At 71.9% G+C, this 17612-nt stretch carries 17 protein-coding genes and 1 riboswitch; of the genes, 11 read left to right on the top strand and 6 right to left on the bottom strand.

The genetic code is table 11. The annotated features are described in order from the left end of the window. The first annotated feature begins 93 nt into the window (after positions 1–93). From ACYVO7_RS03645 to pcaDC, 7 genes are all read left to right on the top strand, one after another. A complete protein-coding gene (locus ACYVO7_RS03645; RefSeq protein WP_460448466.1) occupies positions 94–942 on the top strand; it encodes a CoA transferase subunit A in 849 nt (282 codons plus the stop codon). An 11-nt stretch (positions 943–953) separates the two neighbouring features. Further along, positions 954–1727, top strand: a complete 774-nt coding sequence (locus ACYVO7_RS03640; RefSeq protein ID WP_460448465.1) for a CoA-transferase subunit beta — start codon at positions 954–956, stop codon at positions 1725–1727. After that, entirely contained in the window at positions 1724–2926 is a 1203-nt protein-coding gene (gene pcaF, locus ACYVO7_RS03635) for a 3-oxoadipyl-CoA thiolase (RefSeq protein WP_460448464.1), read from the top strand. Before ACYVO7_RS03640 ends, pcaF begins: the two co-directional genes overlap by 4 nt. A 59-nt stretch (positions 2927–2985) precedes the next feature. Continuing rightward, complete coding sequence (pcaH, locus tag ACYVO7_RS03630; RefSeq protein WP_460448463.1) at positions 2986–3696, top strand: protocatechuate 3,4-dioxygenase subunit beta; 711 nt, start codon at positions 2986–2988, stop codon at positions 3694–3696. Further along, positions 3689–4282: a protocatechuate 3,4-dioxygenase subunit alpha gene (gene pcaG, locus ACYVO7_RS03625; RefSeq protein WP_460448462.1), complete on the top strand. Its 594-nt coding sequence runs from the start codon at positions 3689–3691 to the stop codon at positions 4280–4282. The genes pcaH and pcaG overlap by 8 nt, the downstream gene beginning before the upstream one ends. Positions 4283–4488: 206 nt before the next feature. After that, a complete protein-coding gene (pcaB, locus tag ACYVO7_RS03620; protein WP_460448461.1) occupies positions 4489–5853 on the top strand; it encodes a 3-carboxy-cis,cis-muconate cycloisomerase in 1365 nt (454 codons plus the stop codon). Positions 5854–6025: 172 nt separating this feature from the next. Beyond that, entirely contained in the window at positions 6026–7231 is a 1206-nt protein-coding gene (pcaDC, locus tag ACYVO7_RS03615) for a bifunctional 3-oxoadipate enol-lactonase/4-carboxymuconolactone decarboxylase PcaDC (RefSeq protein ID WP_460448460.1), read from the top strand. 12 nt (positions 7232–7243) lie between these two features. Here the strand turns inward: pcaDC and ACYVO7_RS03610 are convergent, their stop codons facing one another. Further along, positions 7244–8887 carry a Na/Pi cotransporter family protein gene (locus tag ACYVO7_RS03610; RefSeq protein WP_460448459.1) on the bottom strand — a complete coding sequence of 548 codons (1644 nt, stop codon included), beginning with the start codon at positions 8885–8887 and terminating at the stop codon, positions 7244–7246. Between the two features lie 125 nt (positions 8888–9012). Next, positions 9013–9111, top strand: a riboswitch (TPP riboswitch). Between the two features lie 46 nt (positions 9112–9157). On the opposite strand from ACYVO7_RS03610, the gene thiM reads away from it, so the two are divergent. From thiM to ACYVO7_RS03595, 3 genes are read left to right on the top strand one after another with little or no spacing between them, the layout of a single operon-like run. Continuing rightward, positions 9158–9976: a hydroxyethylthiazole kinase gene (gene thiM, locus ACYVO7_RS03605; RefSeq protein WP_460448458.1), complete on the top strand. Its 819-nt coding sequence runs from the start codon at positions 9158–9160 to the stop codon at positions 9974–9976. Then, a complete protein-coding gene (gene thiE / locus ACYVO7_RS03600; RefSeq protein ID WP_460448457.1) occupies positions 9976–10626 on the top strand; it encodes a thiamine phosphate synthase in 651 nt (216 codons plus the stop codon). Before thiM ends, thiE begins: the two co-directional genes overlap by 1 nt. Next, positions 10623–11687: a TRAP transporter substrate-binding protein gene (locus tag ACYVO7_RS03595; protein WP_460448456.1), complete on the top strand. Its 1065-nt coding sequence runs from the start codon at positions 10623–10625 to the stop codon at positions 11685–11687. Before thiE ends, ACYVO7_RS03595 begins: the two co-directional genes overlap by 4 nt. Before the next feature lie 97 nt (positions 11688–11784). On the opposite strand, the gene wrbA is transcribed toward ACYVO7_RS03595, so the two are convergent. Next, positions 11785–12384, bottom strand: a complete 600-nt coding sequence (gene wrbA / locus ACYVO7_RS03590; protein ID WP_460448455.1) for an NAD(P)H:quinone oxidoreductase — start codon at positions 12382–12384, stop codon at positions 11785–11787. A gap of 188 nt (positions 12385–12572) precedes the next feature. Here wrbA and betC point away from each other — a divergent pair, with 188 nt between their 5' ends. After that, complete coding sequence (gene betC, locus ACYVO7_RS03585; protein WP_460448454.1) at positions 12573–14126, top strand: choline-sulfatase; 1554 nt, start codon at positions 12573–12575, stop codon at positions 14124–14126. Here betC and ACYVO7_RS03580 read toward each other — a convergent pair. The 4 genes from ACYVO7_RS03580 to ACYVO7_RS03565 all read right to left on the bottom strand — a co-directional run bounded on the left by ACYVO7_RS03580 (position 14123) and on the right by ACYVO7_RS03565 (position 17521). Continuing rightward, positions 14123–14758: a UdgX family uracil-DNA binding protein gene (locus tag ACYVO7_RS03580; protein WP_460448453.1), complete on the bottom strand. Its 636-nt coding sequence runs from the start codon at positions 14756–14758 to the stop codon at positions 14123–14125. The genes betC and ACYVO7_RS03580 overlap by 4 nt on opposite strands. Further along, a complete protein-coding gene (locus ACYVO7_RS03575) occupies positions 14755–15291 on the bottom strand; it encodes a cupin domain-containing protein (protein WP_460448452.1) in 537 nt (178 codons plus the stop codon). The genes ACYVO7_RS03580 and ACYVO7_RS03575 overlap by 4 nt, the downstream gene beginning before the upstream one ends. Before the next feature lie 80 nt (positions 15292–15371). Then, positions 15372–16775, bottom strand: a complete 1404-nt coding sequence (locus tag ACYVO7_RS03570) for a serine/threonine protein kinase (RefSeq protein WP_460448451.1) — start codon at positions 16773–16775, stop codon at positions 15372–15374. 5 nt (positions 16776–16780) lie between these two features. Continuing rightward, positions 16781–17521, bottom strand: coding sequence for a metallophosphoesterase family protein (locus ACYVO7_RS03565; RefSeq protein ID WP_460448450.1), 741 nt, complete (start codon positions 17519–17521; stop codon positions 16781–16783). Positions 17522–17612: the final 91 nt, after the last annotated feature.

Below are 17612 nucleotides of genomic sequence, written 5' to 3'. Positions count from 1 at the left end.
CGCTCGCGCGGGGTCTAGACTGTTCGCAATACGAATTTATGTTCGTAATGCGAACAGGTCAAGCCTGTTTCAGGCCGCGAGGAGACGTCCCGGATGGCGCGATTCATGACGCTGCAGGATGCGGTGGCCGACTGCATTCGCGATGGCGACAAGGTCGCCATGGAGGGGTTCACCCACCTCATCCCGCACGCGGCGGGTCACGAGACGATCCGCCAGGGCCGCAAGGGCCTGACGCTCTACCGCATGACGCCGGACCTGATCTACGACCAGATGATCGGCATGGGCTGCGCCGAGAAGCTCGTTTTCTCCTGGGGCGGCAACCCCGGCGTGGGCTCGCTGCACCGCCTCCGCGACGCCGTCGAGAACGGATGGCCGCACAAGCTCGCCATCGAGGAGCACTCCCACGCCGCCATGGCCAACGCCTACGAGGCCGGCGCGTCCAACCTGCCCTTCGCGATGTTCCGCGGCTATCTGGGCGTCGACCTGCCCAAGGTGAACCCCAACATCAAGCGCATCACGTGCCCGTTCACGGGCGAGGAACTGGCCGCGGTGCCGGCGATCCGGCCGGACGTCGGCGTCATCCATGCGCTGCGGGCAGACCGCGAGGGCAACGTGCTGCTGGAGGGCATCACGGGCGTCCAGAAGGAGACCGTGCTGGCCTCGAAGCGCTCCATCGTGACCGTCGAGGAGGTCGTGGACGAATTTGGGCCGCTGAATAGAAACGCCGTGGTGCTGCCGAGCTGGACCGTGACCGCGGTCGCGGTCGTGCCGGGCGGCGCGCATCCCTCCTACGCGCAGGGCTACTACAAGCGCGACAACGCCTTCTACATCGCCTGGGACAAGATCGCCCGCGATCGCGAGAGCTTCCTCGCCTGGATGAAGGAGAACGTGCTCGCCAAGGGACCGGAGGCCTTCGCGGCCCACGGCCGACAGGCGGCCTGAGGATGAGCGCCATGACCGACTTCACCCCGACCGAGATGATGACCATCGCGGCCGCGCGCGCGCTCAAGAACGACGACGTGTGCTTCGTCGGCATCGGCGCGCCCTCGGCGGCCTGCAACCTCGCCCGGCTGACGCATGCGCCGCAGATCACGCTGATCTACGAGAGCGGCACGCTGGCCACCCGCCCCAATGTCCTGCCGCTCTCCATCGGCGACGGCGAGCTCTGCGATACGGCGCTCACCACCGTGTCGGTGCCGGAGATGTTCCGCTACTGGCTGCAGGGCGGCCGCATCACGGTGGGCTTCCTGGGCGGCGCGCAGATCGACCGCTTCGCCAACCTGAACACCACCGTGGTGGGCCCCTATGACGCCCCCAAGGTGCGCCTGCCCGGCGGCGGCGGCGCGCCCGAGATCGCGACCAATTGCGGCGAGATCTTCATCACCATGGCGCAATCGCCGCGCTCCTTCGTGGGCGAGCTGGAGTTCATCACCTCCATGGGGCACGGCCGCACCGGCCGCGAGCGCCGCGCCATGGGGGTCAGGACCAAGGGGCCGAGCCGGCTGATGACGGATCTGTGCGTGTTCGAGCCGGATCCCGAGACCAAGGAGATGACGGTGGCGTCCATCCACCCCGGCGTCACCCGCGAGCGCATCCAGGAGAACACCGGCTGGCCCGTGCGCTATGCTGCCCAGGTGGTCGAGACCCCCGCGCCGACCGCCCAGGAGCTGGAGGTCCTGCGCGACATCCAGGCCCGCACCAAGAAGGCGCATGGAGGATCCAAATGAGCCGGGACGTCTTTCTCTGCGACGCCGTCCGCACCCCCATCGGGCGGTACGCCGGCGGCCTGTCGAAGGTGCGCGCCGACGACCTCGCCGCGCTGCCCATCCGCGCCCTGATGGAGCGCAACGCGGGCGCGGACTGGGGCCATGTCGACGACGTGTTCTTCGGCTGCGCCAACCAGGCCGGCGAGGACAACCGCAACGTCGCCCGCATGGCGGCCCTGCTGGCCGGCCTGCCGCAGGACGTGCCGGGCGTGACGCTGAACCGCCTCTGCGCCTCCGGCCTCGACGCGGTGGGCTCCGCCGCCCGCGCCGTTCGGGCCGGCGAGATGGACTTCGCCATCGCGGGCGGCGTCGAGAGCATGACGCGCGCGCCCTTCGTGATGGGCAAGTCCGAGCAGGCCTTCGGCCGCTCCGCCGAGATCTACGACACCACCATCGGCTGGCGCTTCGTCAACAAGGCCATGAAGGCCAAGTACGGCACGGATTCCATGCCCGAGACGGGCGAGAACGTCGCCCAGGAGCATCAGGTCTCGCGCGAAGACCAGGACGCCTTCGCGCTGCGCAGCCAGCAGCGGGCGGCGCGGTCGAAGGCGTTCTTCGCCGAGGAGATCGTCGCCGTGGAGGCGCCCGGCGGCAAGGGCGGCCCGATCATGGTCGACACGGACGAGCATCCGCGCGCCGACGCGACGGCCGGGGCGCTCGCCAAGCTGAAGCCCATCGTCCGCCCGGACGGCACCGTGACGGCCGGCAACGCGTCGGGCGTCAACGACGGCGCCTGCGCGATGCTGATCGCCTCCACGGAGGCGGTCCGCCGCCACGGGCTGCATCCGCGCGTCCGCATCCTCGGCATGGCGACCGCCGGGGTCGCGCCGCGCGTCATGGGGATCGGCCCCGTGCCGGCGGTGAAGAAGCTCTGCGAGCGGCTGGGTCTCGCCGTGTCGGATTTCGACGCCATCGAACTGAACGAGGCCTTCGCCAGCCAGTCGCTGGCCGTGCTGCGCGGGCTCGGCCTGCCGGACGACGCCGACCACGTGAACCCCAATGGCGGCGCCATCGCGCTCGGCCACCCGCTCGGCATGTCGGGCGCGCGGCTGGCGATGACGCTGGCCCACCACCTCGACAAGACGGGCGGCAAGCTCGGCCTCGCGACGCTGTGCGTCGGCGTCGGCCAGGGCGTGGCGCTCGCGGTCGAGCGCATCTGAACGCGAAGTCCCCCGGCTGAGCGACCACCGAAGCCGAAGAAGCAGCCAGGAGGACGGCCATGGGCCTGATCTATCCACGGGAGAGCGCGCTGGCGCATCCCTCCAACGCCTATGAGGGCTATCGCAGCACCGCCAAACGTCACCCCAAGCGGCCGCTGGTGATCCTGCCGCACACGCTCTCGGAGGTCACCGGGCCGGTCTACGGCCACGAGATCGTGCGCCCCGAGGACGCCGACCTCACCCTCCAGCACGCCGGCGAGCCGCTGGGCGAGCGCATCATCGTGTCCGGCCGCGTGCTCGACGAGGACGGCAGGCCCATCCCCAACACGCTGCTGGAGGTCTGGCAGGCCAACGCGGCGGGACGCTACGTCCATGTCGCCGACCAGCACCCGGCGCCGCTCGACCCCAATTTCTCGGGCGCGGGCCGGGTCGTGACCGACGCCGAAGGACGCTACCGCTTCGTCACCATCAAGCCGGGCGCCTATCCGTGGCGCAACCACCACAACGCCTGGCGGCCGGCGCACATCCACTTCTCGCTGTTCGGGCCGTCCTACCTGTCGCGGCTCGTCACCCAGATGTATTTCCCGGGCGACCCGTTGTTCCCGTTCGACCCGATCTTCAACTCGGTGACGGACGAGAAGGCCCGAAACCGCATGATCTCGCGCTTCGACCTCGACACCACCCACCCCGAATGGGCGCTGGGCTTCGTGTTCGACATCGTGGTGCGCGGCCGCAACGCCACCCCCATGGAGGAGCCGCACGATGACTGACGGCATCACCCCATCGCAGACGGTGGGCCCCTACTTCGCCTATTGCCTGACGCCGAAGGACTACGACACGCGCGAGATCTTCTCGTCCGACCTCACGGTCCCGGCGGTCGGCGGCCAGCGCATCCGCATCGTCGGGCGGGTGCTGGACGGCGACGGCGTCGGCGTCGGCGACGCCATGATCGAGATCTGGCAGGCCGATCCCGAGGGCCGCTACGCTCACCCGGCCGACGCCCGGCCGAAGGGCAACACGGGATTCGCGGGCTTCGGCCGCGCGCCCACGACGGCGGACGGCCTCTTCGCGTTCACGACCGTGAAGCCGGGGCCGGTACCCGGCCCGGCGGGCAGGCCCCAGGCGCCCCACATCGCCGTGACGGTGTTCGCGCGCGGCCTGCTCAAGCACCTCTACACGCGGATCTATTTCGAGGACGAGGCCGCGAACGCGCAGGATCCGATCCTCGCGCTGGTCCCTGACGCCGATGCGCGCCAGACCCTGATCGCCCGCCGCCTGCCGGCGGAGCGCGAGCCGACCTACCGGTTCGACATCCGGCTGCAGGGCGAAGGCGAGACGGTGTTCTTCGAGGCGTGAGCCGCAATGCGCTCCCTCTCCCCCGCAAGGGGAGAGGGCTGGGGTGAGGGCGGCGCGACGGGGCTCCGTCTCTGAGATCGAGGCGGCTCCATCCACCCTCACCCGTGCCCCCTCTCCCCTGGTGGGGAGAGGGAAGCGCGGCGCCGCCATTCCGGGCTAGGGCCCGACGTGCCATGCTGCGGCAGCGGCTCCGGAACAAGCCAAAGATGACCTTCTCAGCCCTCGACTCCGCCCTCACGGGCCCGCTCTTCGCCACCGAGCGGATGCGGGCGATTTTTTCGGACGAGGCGCGGGTCGCCGCGATGCTACGGGCCGAGGCCGCCCTGGCCCGTGCGGAGGCGCGGTTTGGGCTCGCCCCCGAGGGGCTGGCGGCGGCCATCGAGGCGATCGATCCCGCCAGCCTGGACCTGAAAGCGCTGGGCCGCGACGCCGCGCTCGCCGGGGTTCCGGTGATCCCCTTCGTGAAGGCGGTCCAGAAGCGCCTGCCGCAAGAGCTTGAAGCAGCCTTCCACAAGGGCTCGACCACGCAGGACATCGCCGATACGGCGCTGGTCCTGCAGATGCGCGACGCTTTCGAGGCGCTGCGGGCCGACCTCGGCCCCACCCTGGCGGGCCTCGCCGCTTTGGCCCGGGCGCATCGCGCGACGCCCTGCGTGGGGCGCACCTATGGGCAGCACGCCGCGCCGGTGAGCTTCGGCTTCAAGGCCGCGGTCTGGCTCGCCGGGATCGCGGACGTCGCCGGACGCCTGCCTGAGATCCGCTCCCGCACGCTGCTGGCCTCGCTCAGCGGCCCTGTCGGCACGCTGGCCGGCCTGCGCCAGCATGGCCCGGCCGTGCAGGACGCCTTCGCGGACGAGCTCGGCCTCGGCGCGCCGCCCTTGTCCTGGCACGCGCGCCGCAGCGCCGTCGCGGAGGCCGGGACCTGGCTGGCGATGCTGATCGGCGGGCTCGGCAAGATGGCCACGGACGTGGCCCATCTGGCGTCCACCGAGGTCGGCGAGGTCGCCGAGCCCTATGCGCCGGGCCGCGGCGGCTCCTCGGCCATGCCGCACAAGCGCAACCCCGTCTCGTGCACGGTGATCTTGGCGGCGGCCGGCGCTGCGCCGGGGCTCGCCTCGACGCTGCTCGCCGGCATGACGGCCGCGCATGAGCGTCCGGCCGGCGCCTGGCACGCCGAGTGGCATGCGCTGCCCCAGCTCTTCGGCCTCGCCTCCGGGGCGCTCGCGGAGGCGCGGCGCCTGGCCGAGGGGCTGGAGGTGGATCCCGCGCGCATGGCCCGCAACCTCGACCTCACGCGGGGCCTGCTTTTCGCCGACGCGGTCGCGGCGGCGCTCGCGCCGGCGCTGGGCCGCGCCAGGGCGCATTCCCTGGTCGAAGAGGCCGCCGGCGAGGTGCGCCGGACCGGCAAGCCGCTGCGCGAGGTCGTCGAGGCGCTGCCGGACCTGCCCGGGGACTTCGACCGGGCCGCGCTCGACCGCGCGTTTGATCCGGGCCCATCCGTGGAAGCCGCCGGTCGGTTCGTCGATCGCGCGCTCGCGGCGACGCAGCCCATCCGGGACGCGCTCACGTGACGTACGAAGCGCCTCATCCGACCTCGCTTCGCTCGGCCGCCGTCTCCCCGTTCCGGGGCGCAGGAACGCGCCCGCCTTTCGCGCGACGCCGCAGCCGCCCCCTCTCCCCCACAGGGGAGAGGGCTGGGGTGAGGGCTTCGCCGGCTTCGCAAAACCATCCAGGACATCCGCCATGCCGCTGATCGACGTCAACGGGACCACCCTCTTCTATGACGAAACCGGCCCGCGCGAGGCCCCGCCGGTCGTCTTCTCGAACTCGCTCGGGACGACGCTCGAAATGTGGGAGGCGCAGGCGCGCGCCTTTGCGGGTCGCTACCGCCTGATCCGCTACGACACGCGCGGCCATGGGCGGTCGCCCGCCGGCGACGGGCCGGTCACCATCGACACGCTGGGCGACGATCTCGCGGGCCTGCTGGACGCGCTCGGGATCGAGAAGGCCCATGTGGTGGGCCTGTCGCTCGGCGGCATGGCGGCGCAAAACCTCGCCATCCGTCATCCCGCCAAGGTCGCGAGCCTCGTCCTGATGGCGACCGCGCCCGCGCTGCCGCCGCCCGAAACCTGGGAGACGCGCGCCGCCACGGTGCTGAGCGAGGGCATGGCGGCCATCGCGGGGCCGCTGCTCGGGCGCTGGTTCACGCCCGCCTTCGCGGATCGCGACCCGGCCAGGCTCGCCTTCTTCACCAGGATGGTGCTCGGCGTCGACCCGAAGGGTTACGCCGCCTGCTGCCGCGCCATCCGGGACATGGACCTGCGGCCGGGGCTCGGCGCGATCACGGCGCCGACGCTGGTGATCGCCGGGGCCGGCGATCCCGTCACGACGCCCGTCATGGGACAGGAGCTCGCCGCCGCCATTCCGGGCGCGCGGCTCGAAGTGGTCGCCGACGCCGCGCATCTGCTCGCGGCCGAGCGGCCGGGCGACGTCAACGCGCTGCTGGGCGAGTTCCTGGCCGCGCGGGCAGGCCCGCCCGGCGCCCATGCGGACGCCGCCTTCCAGCGCGGGCTCGCCAACCGCAAGGCGGTGCTGGGCGTCGACCATGTGCAGCGCTCCCTGGCCGGCGCGGGCCCGTTCGCCACGCCGTGGCAGGATTTCATCACCCGCGCCGCCTGGGGCGAAGTGTGGGGCGACGCCACGCTGCCCTGGAAGACGCGCTCCTGCGTGACGCTCGCCATGATGGTCGCCCTGCACCGCGAGGAAGAGTTCAAGCTCCATGTCCGCCCGGCGCTGAAGAACGGCGTTTCGCTGGAGGAGCTGCGCTCGCTCCTGATCCAGACGGCCATCTACGCCGGCGTGCCGGCCGCGAATGCGGCGTTCCGCTGGGTCAGGGACGTGCTGGGACCGGAGGTCGACGCCGTCGGGCCGTGGGAGGCGGGAGCCTGAGCGCCTCCCGGCCTATTTGAGCCGGCTCTGGCGCAGCACGCCGCTCTGCTCCAGGAGCGGATAGGCCGCGGCGGCGATGTGGGCCTCGATGCGCTTCAGGTCGCGCACGATGTCGAGCTGCACGCCGCTCGTCTCGATCGAGGCCGTGTCGCCGTCCCGGACGCGCTCGAAATGGCGCTCGGTGGCGATGCGCTCCAGCTCGCGGAACTGCTCCTTCTCGGCCACGAGGCGGCGGGCGGCGTTGAGATCGCCCCCCATGAACACCGCGATGGCGAGCTGCATGTGGTCGATCAGGCGCTGGTGCATGGAGTCGATCTCGGCCAGGCCCTCGCCGGAGAGCTTCAGCCGGTTCTTGATGCACTTGGCGCCGAGCTCCTTCAGGTTCTTGTCGATGATGTCGCCGATATGCTCGAGATTGATGGCGAAACCCAGGATCTCGGCCAGCCGGCGCGTCTCGCCGTCGCTGGAGGCCTCGCGGCTGATCGCCGTCAGATAGCGCTCGATCTCGCCATGGAGCCGGTCGACGACGTCGTCCAGGCGGCCGATCTCGGCCACGCGCTTGCGGTCGCCGCTGTGGATCAGGTCCTGCGACCCGCGCAGCATCGCCTCGACGACGTCCGCCATGCGCAGCGACTCGCGCGCCGCGTTGGAGAGCGCGACCGAAGGGGTCTCCAGCGCGGACGCGTCGAGATATTGCGGCGTGCCCGGGTCCGAGGCCTTGATGGTCTGCGGCAGGAGCCGCGTCAACACGCGCGCCATGACGGGCAGCAGCGGCGTCGCCAGCGCCGCCATCGCCAGGTTGAACCCCATGTGGAACAAAGCCGCCATATGGGCGGGCGAGGCGTCCAGGGCGGCGAGCCAGGACGCGCACAGATTCAGGAGCGGCAGGAAGAGCACGCAGCCCACCGCCCGGTTGATCAGGTTGCCGAGCGGCAGCCGCATCCGCTGGGGATCGCCGGAGGACCCCTCCAGCACCGGGTTCAGCGCGCTGCCGAGATTGGCCCCGAGCACCATCGCAAGCGCCGCGACCGGCGAGATCACCCCCGCGCCGGCCAGCGACATGACGAACAGCACCACCGCCACGCTGGAATGCGCCGCCCAGGTGATGGCCGCCGCCAGCGCCAGGTTGAGCACGGGTTCGCGGGTGAGGGCCGCCAGCAGGTCGCGGACCGCGGGCGCGCTCTCCACCGGCGCGATGGCCTCCGTCAGCAGCCGCAGCGACAGGAGCATCAGCCCGAGCCCGATCGACACGCGCCCCAGGTCGCGGACCGTGGTGCGCCCGCTGCGCCGGAACGCCGCCACGCCGGCGCAGATCAGCACCGGATAGACGAGCCCCATGTCGAACGAGAACAGCTGCACGATGAGCGTCGTGCCCACATTCGCGCCCAGCATGAGCGCCATCGCGGGCGCCAGCGCCACGACGCCGTCCGCCGCGAAGGAGGTGGCCATCAGGGCGGTGGCGGTGCTGCTCTGCAGCAGCGCCGTGACGCCGACGCCGGCCACGAAGGCGTTCAGGCGCGACTTCAGCCCGACGCCGAGCACCCGCCGCAGCTCGCTGCCGAAGGCCCGCATGACGCCGCTATGCACCATGTGGATGCCCCACAGCAGCAGCGCGATGTCGCCGAAGAGATGGATGATGACCTGCGTGGCGGACATGCGGGGGGCCTCGCGCGAACGGGCGTAGAATACAGCATTACATCATGACGGTGAATGGAACGCCTATACCGCAAATGCGACAGGGGTGAGCCGACCTTGTGGCGCGGCCGCCCGCGTCCTAGATTAGGCGCGCCATGGGGTGCTGCCTTCGCGGGCGGCTGAGATCACACCCATCGAACCTGATCTGGGTAATGCCAGCGCAGGGAGGGGCACGGCGCCGCTTGGGCGCCATGCGTCTCTTCCGCTGGAAGGAAGGACGTTTCGGCCGCCATGACGGTTTCGCTTCATCCCATCGGTTCGCCCCCGGACGTCGGCGGGGCGCTCGCCGCGCTGCGCTGGAGGCGTCCCCTCGTGCACTGCCTCACCAATGACGTGGTCGCGTCCGTCACCGCCAACGCCCTGCTGGCGGCCGGGGCCGCGCCCGTCATGGCGCATGCGCCCGAGGAGGCGGCCGTGATCGCGGCCCGCGCCGGGGCGCTCCTGGTCAATATCGGCACGCTGACGCGCGAGCGCGTCGACGTGATGGCGGCGGCGGCCCAGGCCGCGAACGAGGCCGGCGTTCCGTGGACGTTCGATCCCGTCGGCGTCGGGGCGTCGCCCTTCCGCCAGGGCGCGGCCGCGTGGCTGTCTTCGCTCAATCCGGCGGTGGTCAAGGGCAACGCGGCCGAGATCCTCACCATGGCGACGGGCCAGGCGGCCGGCCGGGGAGTCGATTCGGAGGACCAGGATCCCCGCGCCGTCCAGGAGGCCGCGACCGCGCTGGCCAGGAGCCTCGGATGCGTGGTCGCCGTCACCGGCGAGGTGGATTTCGTCACCGACGGGTCGGCGTCGCTCGCCGTCCATAACGGCCACGCCCTGATGGGGCGCATCACCGGCTCGGGCTGCGTCGCCGGCGCGCTCTGCGCGGCGTTCCTGGGCGCCCGGATACCGCCGCTCCAGGCGGCGACGGCCGCGCTCGCCGCTTTCGGGCTGGCCGGCGAACGCGCCGCCCGCGACGCGCCTGGGCCGGGGACGTTCCAGGTCCGCCTGCTGGACGAACTCGCGGCGCTGACGCCCGAGGCGCTGTCCGCCGGCGCGAGGATCGCCTGATGGGGAAGCGCCCCTTCGACCTCTCGCTCTATCTCGTCACCGACCCGGCGCTGGTCGAGCCGCGCGGGCTGGCGGCGACCGTGGAGGCCGCCGTCCGCGGCGGCGTCACCCTCGTTCAGCTGCGCGACAAGACGTCGGACGACCGGGATTTCGCCGCCGCGGCCGAGGCGCTGCTCGCCGTGCTCAGGCCGAAGGGCGTTCCGCTGATCGTCAACGATCGCGCCGCCATCGCCAGGGCGGTCGGGGCCGACGGCGTCCATATCGGCCAGGAGGACGGCGACCCCCGCCGCGTGCGCGACCTGATCGGCCCGGACATGATCCTGGGGCTGTCGGCCGGAACCGAGGCGGAATTCGCCGCCGTTCCGCCGGATGTCGTGGACTATCTGGGCGTGGGCCCGATCCGGGCGACCGGCACCAAGCCGGACCATGATCCTCCCATCGGCGTCGAAGGATTGGCGCGGCTCCTGCCGCTGAGCCCGCTCCCGAAGGTCGCCATCGGAGGCATAGGGCCGGCGAACGCCGAGGGCGTCGTGGCGACGGGCGTCGACGGGATCGCGGTCGTGTCCGCCATCTGCTCGGCCCCGGATCCGGAGGCTGCGGCCCGCGACCTGGCCCGGATCATCCGCGACTCCAGGGCGGCCCGGCGATGACCCCCAGCCGTCGCTCGACGCTCGCGGCCGGCGCCGCCGCGCTGCTGGGCGCCCCCGCGCTGGCGCGCGCCGAGCCCCAGATCCGCTGGCGCATGGCGACGTCCTGGCCGAAGAACCTGCCCGGTCCCGGCGTCTCCGCCCGCCGCGTGGCGGACCGGATCCGGACGATGTCGGCCGGCCGGCTGGAGATCGACGTCTTCGCCGCCGGCGAGATCGTGCCGGCCTTCGCGGTCTTGGACGCGGTCTCCAACGGCACGGTCGAGATGGGCCACACCGCCTCCTTCTTCTGGGAAGGCAAGGCGCCCGGGGCCTCGCTGTTCACCACCGCGCCCTTTGGACTGTCCGCGATCGAGCACCAGGCCTGGCTGTCCGAACGCGGCGGCCAGGACCTGTGGGACAGGCTCTACGAACCTTTCGGCGTGCGAGGCCTCCTGGCCGGCAACACCGGGCCGTCCATGGGCGGCTGGTTCCGCAAGGAGCTGGCCTCGGCGGCCGACCTGAAGGGGCTGCGCATCCGCGTGCAGGGCCTGGGCGGCGAGGTCTACGCCGAGCTCGGCGCCGTCCCGCAGGCGATCCCGCCGGGAGACGTCTATCCGGCGCTGGAGCGCGGCGTCATCGACGCGGTCGAGCTCCTCTCGCCGGCCAACGACCTGCCGCTCGGCTTCCACCGCGTGGCCCCCGTCTACTACATGCCGGGATTCAACAAGCCCAACGGCGCCGCCGAGGCGCTGGTGTCGCGGCGGGCCTGGGAGGCGCTCGCGCCGGACCTGCGCGGGATCGTCGAGGCCGCCTGCCTGGCCGAGCACGCGGCGGGGCTGGCCGACGCCGAGCGCACCAACGCCGACGCGGTGGTCCAGCTGGTCTCGCTGGGCGCCAGGCCCACCCCGTTCCCGCCCGACGTGCTCGCCGCCGCCCGCAAGGCGGCCGACGCTGTGCTCGACCGCGTCGCCGCCAAGACGCCGATCGCCGGCGAAATCGTGGCCTCGTATCGGGCCGCGACGGCCGCGGGCAGGCCCTGGGCGCGCATCCAGGGCTACATGGCCCAGGCGCTCAGAGGCTGAACCGAAACGGAAACGGCCTCCGAGAGGGGGGCTCGGAGGCCGTCTAGACGAAGCGGCGGAGGGGGGCGACGCCGTTTCGAAGCGGAGAAGAACGCGCTCAGCCGGCCAGCTTGGCGGCGATCTGGGCGACGTGCTTGCCCTGGAAGCGGGCGCCGGCGAGGTCGGCGGCCGAAGGCTGGCGGGAGCCGTCGCCGCCCGCGATGGTGGAGGCGCCGTAGGGCGAGCCGCCCTTGATCTCCTCCAGGCCCATCTGGCCCGCGAAGGAGTAGGGCAGGCCCACCACCACCATGCCGTGATGCAGCAGAGTGGGCACGAAGCTCAGGATGGTCGACTCCTGGCCGCCATGCTGGGTGGCCGAGGACGTGAAGATCGAGCCGACCTTGCCGACCAGCTTGCCTTGCGCCCACAACCCGCCGGTCTGGTCGACGAAGCTGCGCATCTGGCTGGCGACGTTGCCGAACCGGGTGGGCGATCCGAAGATGATGGCGTCGTATTCGGGCAGCTCGGCGACCGTGGCCTCCGGGAACTCGTGCTCGGTCTTGAACCCGTAGGTCTTGGCGACCTCGGCCGGCACCGTCTCGGGGACGCGCTTCACCACCACTTCGGCGCCGCCCTCGCGGGCGCCCTCGGCGACGGCCTTGGCCATCGTCTCGATATGGCCGTAGGACGAGTAGTACAGGACGAGGACCTTGGTCATCGGAAGCTCCGCGGCGGGGGAGGGAAACAGGGGGCCGGAATGGCCTGCGCTGCACAATTCGGCCTGTGCGGCGCAAACGGCAAGGCCGTCCGGCGCAAGCGCGCCCTTGCAGAAGCGACAGTCGTTGGGGGAAAAGCGCCGATCGCCCGGTCCCGCCACTTTGGCGCGTTTCGACGAGGAGCCCCCGAATGGCCGACAAGAAGCCCAACATCCTGCTGATCGTCGCCGACCAGCTCTCCGCGCCGTTCCTGCCGGCCTATGGCCATCCGGTGGTCAAGACGCCGACGCTCGACCGGCTGGCCGCCGAAGGCGTCGTGTTCGAGAGCGCCTACACCAACAGCCCGCTTTGCGCCCCGGCGCGCGCCGCCATGATGTCCGGCCTGTTGCCCTCGCGCACCGGCGCTTTCGACAACGCCGCCGAGTTCCGCTCCTCGATCCCGACCTTCGCGCATTACCTGCGGCTGGAGGGCTACCGCACCTGCCTGTCGGGCAAGATGCATTTCGTCGGCCCGGACCAGCTCCACGGCTTCGAGGAGCGGCTGACGACCGACATCTACCCGGCCGATTTCGGCTGGACGCCGGACTGGTCGAAGCCGCAGGAGCGGATCGACTGGTGGTACCACAACATGACCTCGGTGAAGCAGGCCGGGATTGCCGAGATCACCAACCAGCTCGAGTATGACGACGAGGTCGCGTTCCTGGCCCGGCGGCGCCTGTTCGACTTCGCCCGCTACCGCGACACGCTGCCCTTCTGCCTGATGGTCTCCTTCACCCACCCGCACGATCCCTACGCGGCCCGGGCGAAGTACTGGAGCCAGTACCGCGACGCCGACATCGACCTGCCGGCCACGCCCGCCATCCCGTATTCCGCCATGGACCCGCACAGCCGGCGCCTGCACGACATGTCGGCCATGGACGACTACGACGTGACGGAGGCCGACATCCGCTCCTCGCGCCACGGCTACTACGCCAACGTCACCTATGTGGACGACCTGATCGGCGGCCTGATGGAGACGCTCCAGACCTGCGGGCTCGCGGACGACACCGTCACGCTGGTGACGTCCGACCACGGCGACTTCCTGGGCGAGCGCGGCCTCTGGTACAAGATGAGCTATCGCGAGCATTCGGCGCGGGTGCCCCTGATCGTGCATGCGCCCGGGCGCTTCGCCCCGCGCCGCGTCGCCGCCCCGGCCTCCATCGCGGATCTCCTGCCGACGCTGGTCGACATCGCCAGGCCGGGCGGCTCGGCCGCGCTGGCCCGCCCGGTGGACGGCGCCAGCCTCATGCCGGCGCTGGAAGGCCGCGACGAGCCCGAACGCATCGTGGTCGGCGAGTACCTCGCCGAGGGCGTCCACGCGCCGATGTACATGGTGCGCCAGGGCGACTGGAAGCTGATCGCCTGCGCGACGGATCCGGACCAGCTCTTCGACCTCGCCGCCGACCCGCACGAGAACCGCAACCTGGCGGACGATCCCGCCCATGCGCCGCGGCTGGCCATGCTGAAGCAGGCGCTCGCCGGCTTCGACGCCGGGGCCATCCGGGACGAGGTCGTCTCCAGCCAGCGGCAGCGGCTGCTGGTGTTCAAGGCGCTGACCAAGGGCCACGTTTTCCCGTGGGATTTCCAGCCCCTGCGCGACGCCTCGGAGCAATACACCCGCAACCACCGGGACGTGACCGAGACCGACATCCTGTCGCGCTTCCCGCCCGCGCCGGAGGCCGTGAAGAAGCCGGGGCGGGGCTAGGCGCCGGCGATCTCGCCGATGCGCTGCAGATCGCCCACGAAGGCCTCGTAGGCGGTGCGTCGCTCATCCGCATCCTGCAGGCGCAGCAGGTAGGACGGATGCACCGTGATGTAGCCGTCGCGCTCGTCCGGCCAGCGATAGGGCCCGCGGGACCGCGTGATCGGCAGCGCCTTGCCGGCCAGCGCCTGCACGGCCGTCGCGCCGAGCGCCACCACGATCCGCGGCTTCACCAGCCGGATCTCCTTGTCCAGCCACCAGCGCTCCTTGCGGATCTCGCCCGTCGACGGCTTCTCGTGGATGCGGCGCTTGCCGCGCTGGGTGAAGTGGAAGCGCTTCACCGCATTGGTGACATAGGCCTCGCCGCGCGGCACGCCGGCGTCCGCCAGGGCCCGGTCGAGGAGCTGGCCGGCCGGACCCACGAAGGGCTTGCCCTGCACGTCCTCCTGGTCGCCCGGCTGCTCGCCCACGAACAGGATCGGCGCGCCCTCCGGTCCTTCGCCCGGCACGAAGCGGCCGACGCCCGGGCCGGGCGGCTCGGCGGACGCCATCAGGTCGTAGAGTTCGGCCAGCGTGGCGGGCTCGCGCTCCTGGCCGGCGGGGTGGGGCTCCATGCGGGAGAACAGGTCGCTCATGCGACGCCCGGAGGGGCTTCGGGCACGCCGGCCCAGAGGCTCGGAAGCGCCCCGGCTTCCCCGTGCAGCGGGTCCGTGTCGGGCGCCGGGACGGAGCGGATCGCGGCGTCCACCTCGGCCCGCTCCCGCGGGTCGCCGCGCCGCACGTCCCAGTCGCGGCTGCGGTCATAGGCCCCGACCACCACGAGTTCGTCGGACTGGCCCCGGTTGCAATGGGCGACGCCGGCCGGGATCGCGACCGCGTCGCCGGCCTCGAGCGCCACCACGGGCCCGCCTTCGCCGCCGAACTGGACGCTGACCCGGCCCGCCGCGACGCCCAGGACCTCGTGCGCGGTGCTGTGGAAATGATGATAGTCGAAGATCCCGTCGCGCCAGGACGCGCCCCAGCCGTTGGCGGCGAAGATGCGCTCGAACGCCCGGGCGACGTCGCCCGCCGGCGGGAAGGCCTCCCGGTAGACGAGGAGCGGCAGGCGGGAGTTCGGGATCCCGCCATTCGGCTCCAGCCGGTGGGCTTCGGGCGAGCCTGTCGTCATGACGCTGGTTCCGGGCTGTTGCGCCTCCCCGGAACGGCGCTCGGGCGATCGGGTTCCGCCTCGTCCCGCCGAAGGCGCGCTCAGTCGTGCAGGCGCACCACCGTCACCGTGCAGGGCGCCTCGGCGACCACCTGCGACGACACGCTGCCGAGATAGCGCCGCAGCGCCGAGCTCCCCCGCGCCCCGATGACGATGTGGTCGACCTGGTTCTTGCGGGCGTATTCGATCAGCGCGGCCGCGGGGTCGACCGCCTCCAGCACGTGGAAGCTGATCGAGTCGGTGGGCGCCTTCAGCCCCCGCGCCCAGTCCTGCAGCTCCACGAGGCGCTGCACATAGGCGTTGCCGCCGTTGCGCGGCGCGGAATCCTCCAGCGACAGCAGCGCCGTCTTCAGCACCGTGACGCAGACGAGCCTGGCGCCCGGCTCGGCCGCGAAGATCCTCTCGGCGTGGGTGCGCAGGCGCAGCGCCAGCTCGTCGTGCCCGGACTGCAGGTCCACCGCCGCGAGCACGATCGGGGCGGAGTCGAGCTGGGCCGCGATGCGCGCCTGCGGCCGCGCGGCGCTGCGGCGCGTCGCCAGCCGGCGGCGGAGGACCGTCCAGAAGCCGTCGCGCTGCTGCTTGGCGGCCCGCCAGGTCAGCTCCACCTTCTCGGGGTTCTCCAGCGCGAAGGCGAGCTGCGCCGCGCTGGCGAAGCGGCGGGCCGGATCCACCGACAGGCAGCGCAGGATCACGTCCTGCAGCCAGGGCGGGCAGTCCGGCGCGATCGCCCGCGGCGGCGTGGGGTCGCGCCAGAACCGGCGCATCATCCCTGCCTTTCCGCTCGGCTCGCCGAAGGGCTGCTTGCCGGTCACGAGCTCGTACAGGATGCAGCCGAGCGCGAAATGGTCGCTCTTGGGCTCGCTGCGCACGCCCAGCACCTGCTCGGGCGAGATATAGGGGCTCGTGCCCATCGGGACGTCGGATTCCTCGCCCAGCAGGTCGGGCAGCTCGTCGTGCCGGGACAGGCCGAAATCGATGAACACCGCCTCGCCCGACGGGCGCAGCAGGATGTTGGCGGGCTTCAGGTCCAGATGGATCACGTGCTGGCGGTGGAGGTCCTGCAGGGCCCGGGCGATCCGGGCGCCGATCTCCGCCACGCGGTCGGCCGGGAGCGGCGCCGTCCTGGCGATGGCCAGCAGGCTCTCTCCCTCCACCCACTCCATGACCACGTAGGGCACATGGGTGAAATCGCCTGCGGCGACGAAACGGGGCGCATGCGGGCCGCTCAGCCGCGGCAGGATCATCTGCTCCAGCTCGAAGCCGACGATCGCCGACACGTCGTCGCCGGGCTTCAGCGCCGGAATCTTCATCACCAGCCGGGGCTGCCCTTCGCCCGCGTCGGGGCGGCTCACCCGCCACAGGCTGCTCATCACGGTGCGGTGGACGCATTCCTCCAGGACGAATCCGTCGATGACGTCGCCGACCTGCTGTCGCATCGGACCCATGACGGTCAGCGCCCTTCCAGCAGGCGCTGGGCGAGGCTCTCGGGCAGGCCCGCCGCCCGGATCTTGGCCGCGGCCGCCGTCGTGGCGTAGGGGACGCGCACCGAGGTGAACCGCAGCGGCGCGAACTCCAGGAGCCCGTAGCAGGCGGCCGGATTGCCGTCGCGGGGCTGCCCCACCGAGCCCAGAACGGTGAGCCAGCAGCGCGACGGCGACAGCGGCACGGGCTTGCCCGACAGCGGCTGGAACTCGCCCGCCGGCCGCTGGGGCGACATGTGGTAGAGCATCGGGCAGTGCGTGTGCCCGCAATAGGTGTAGCGCTGGGGCGTGGTGCGCATGCTGCGCTCCGCCTCGACGGGCGTCAGCACGTAACCCCAGTCGCCCGGAGCCCAGCCATTGGCGTGCACATAGAGCCGGTCGTCGTCGATGGCGGAGAGGGGCAGCCCGGCCAGGAAGGCGCCCTGCCCCTCGTCGAGCCGCCCGCGCGTCCAGGCCATCGCGGCCTCGGCCACGGGGTTCATGCGGATCTCGGGGTCGCGCACGGCCGCGTCGTGGTTGCCCTTCAGGGCGATCGCCCCATGGTGGACGAGGTCGCGGACCTCGTCCACCACCCAGCCCGGGTCGGCGCCGTAGCCCACATAGTCGCCCAGCAGCACGAAACGCTCCACGCCGCGCCGGCGCGCGTCCGCCAGGCAGGCCTCGAAGGCCTCCCGGTTGCCATGGATGTCGGACATCAAAGCGATCGACACGGCGGCTCCGGAACGGTCCTTGTCCGTCCGGCGCATCGGAGCGCAAAACGGCGCCGGCGCCTAGAGCCTTGCAGCTCAGCACATCGGCGAT

The sequence above is a fragment of the Alsobacter sp. SYSU BS001988 genome, assembly GCF_054796215.1.
The sequence above is the reverse complement of the archived record's forward strand: the minus strand, read 5'-3'. Positions and strand labels throughout refer to the sequence as shown.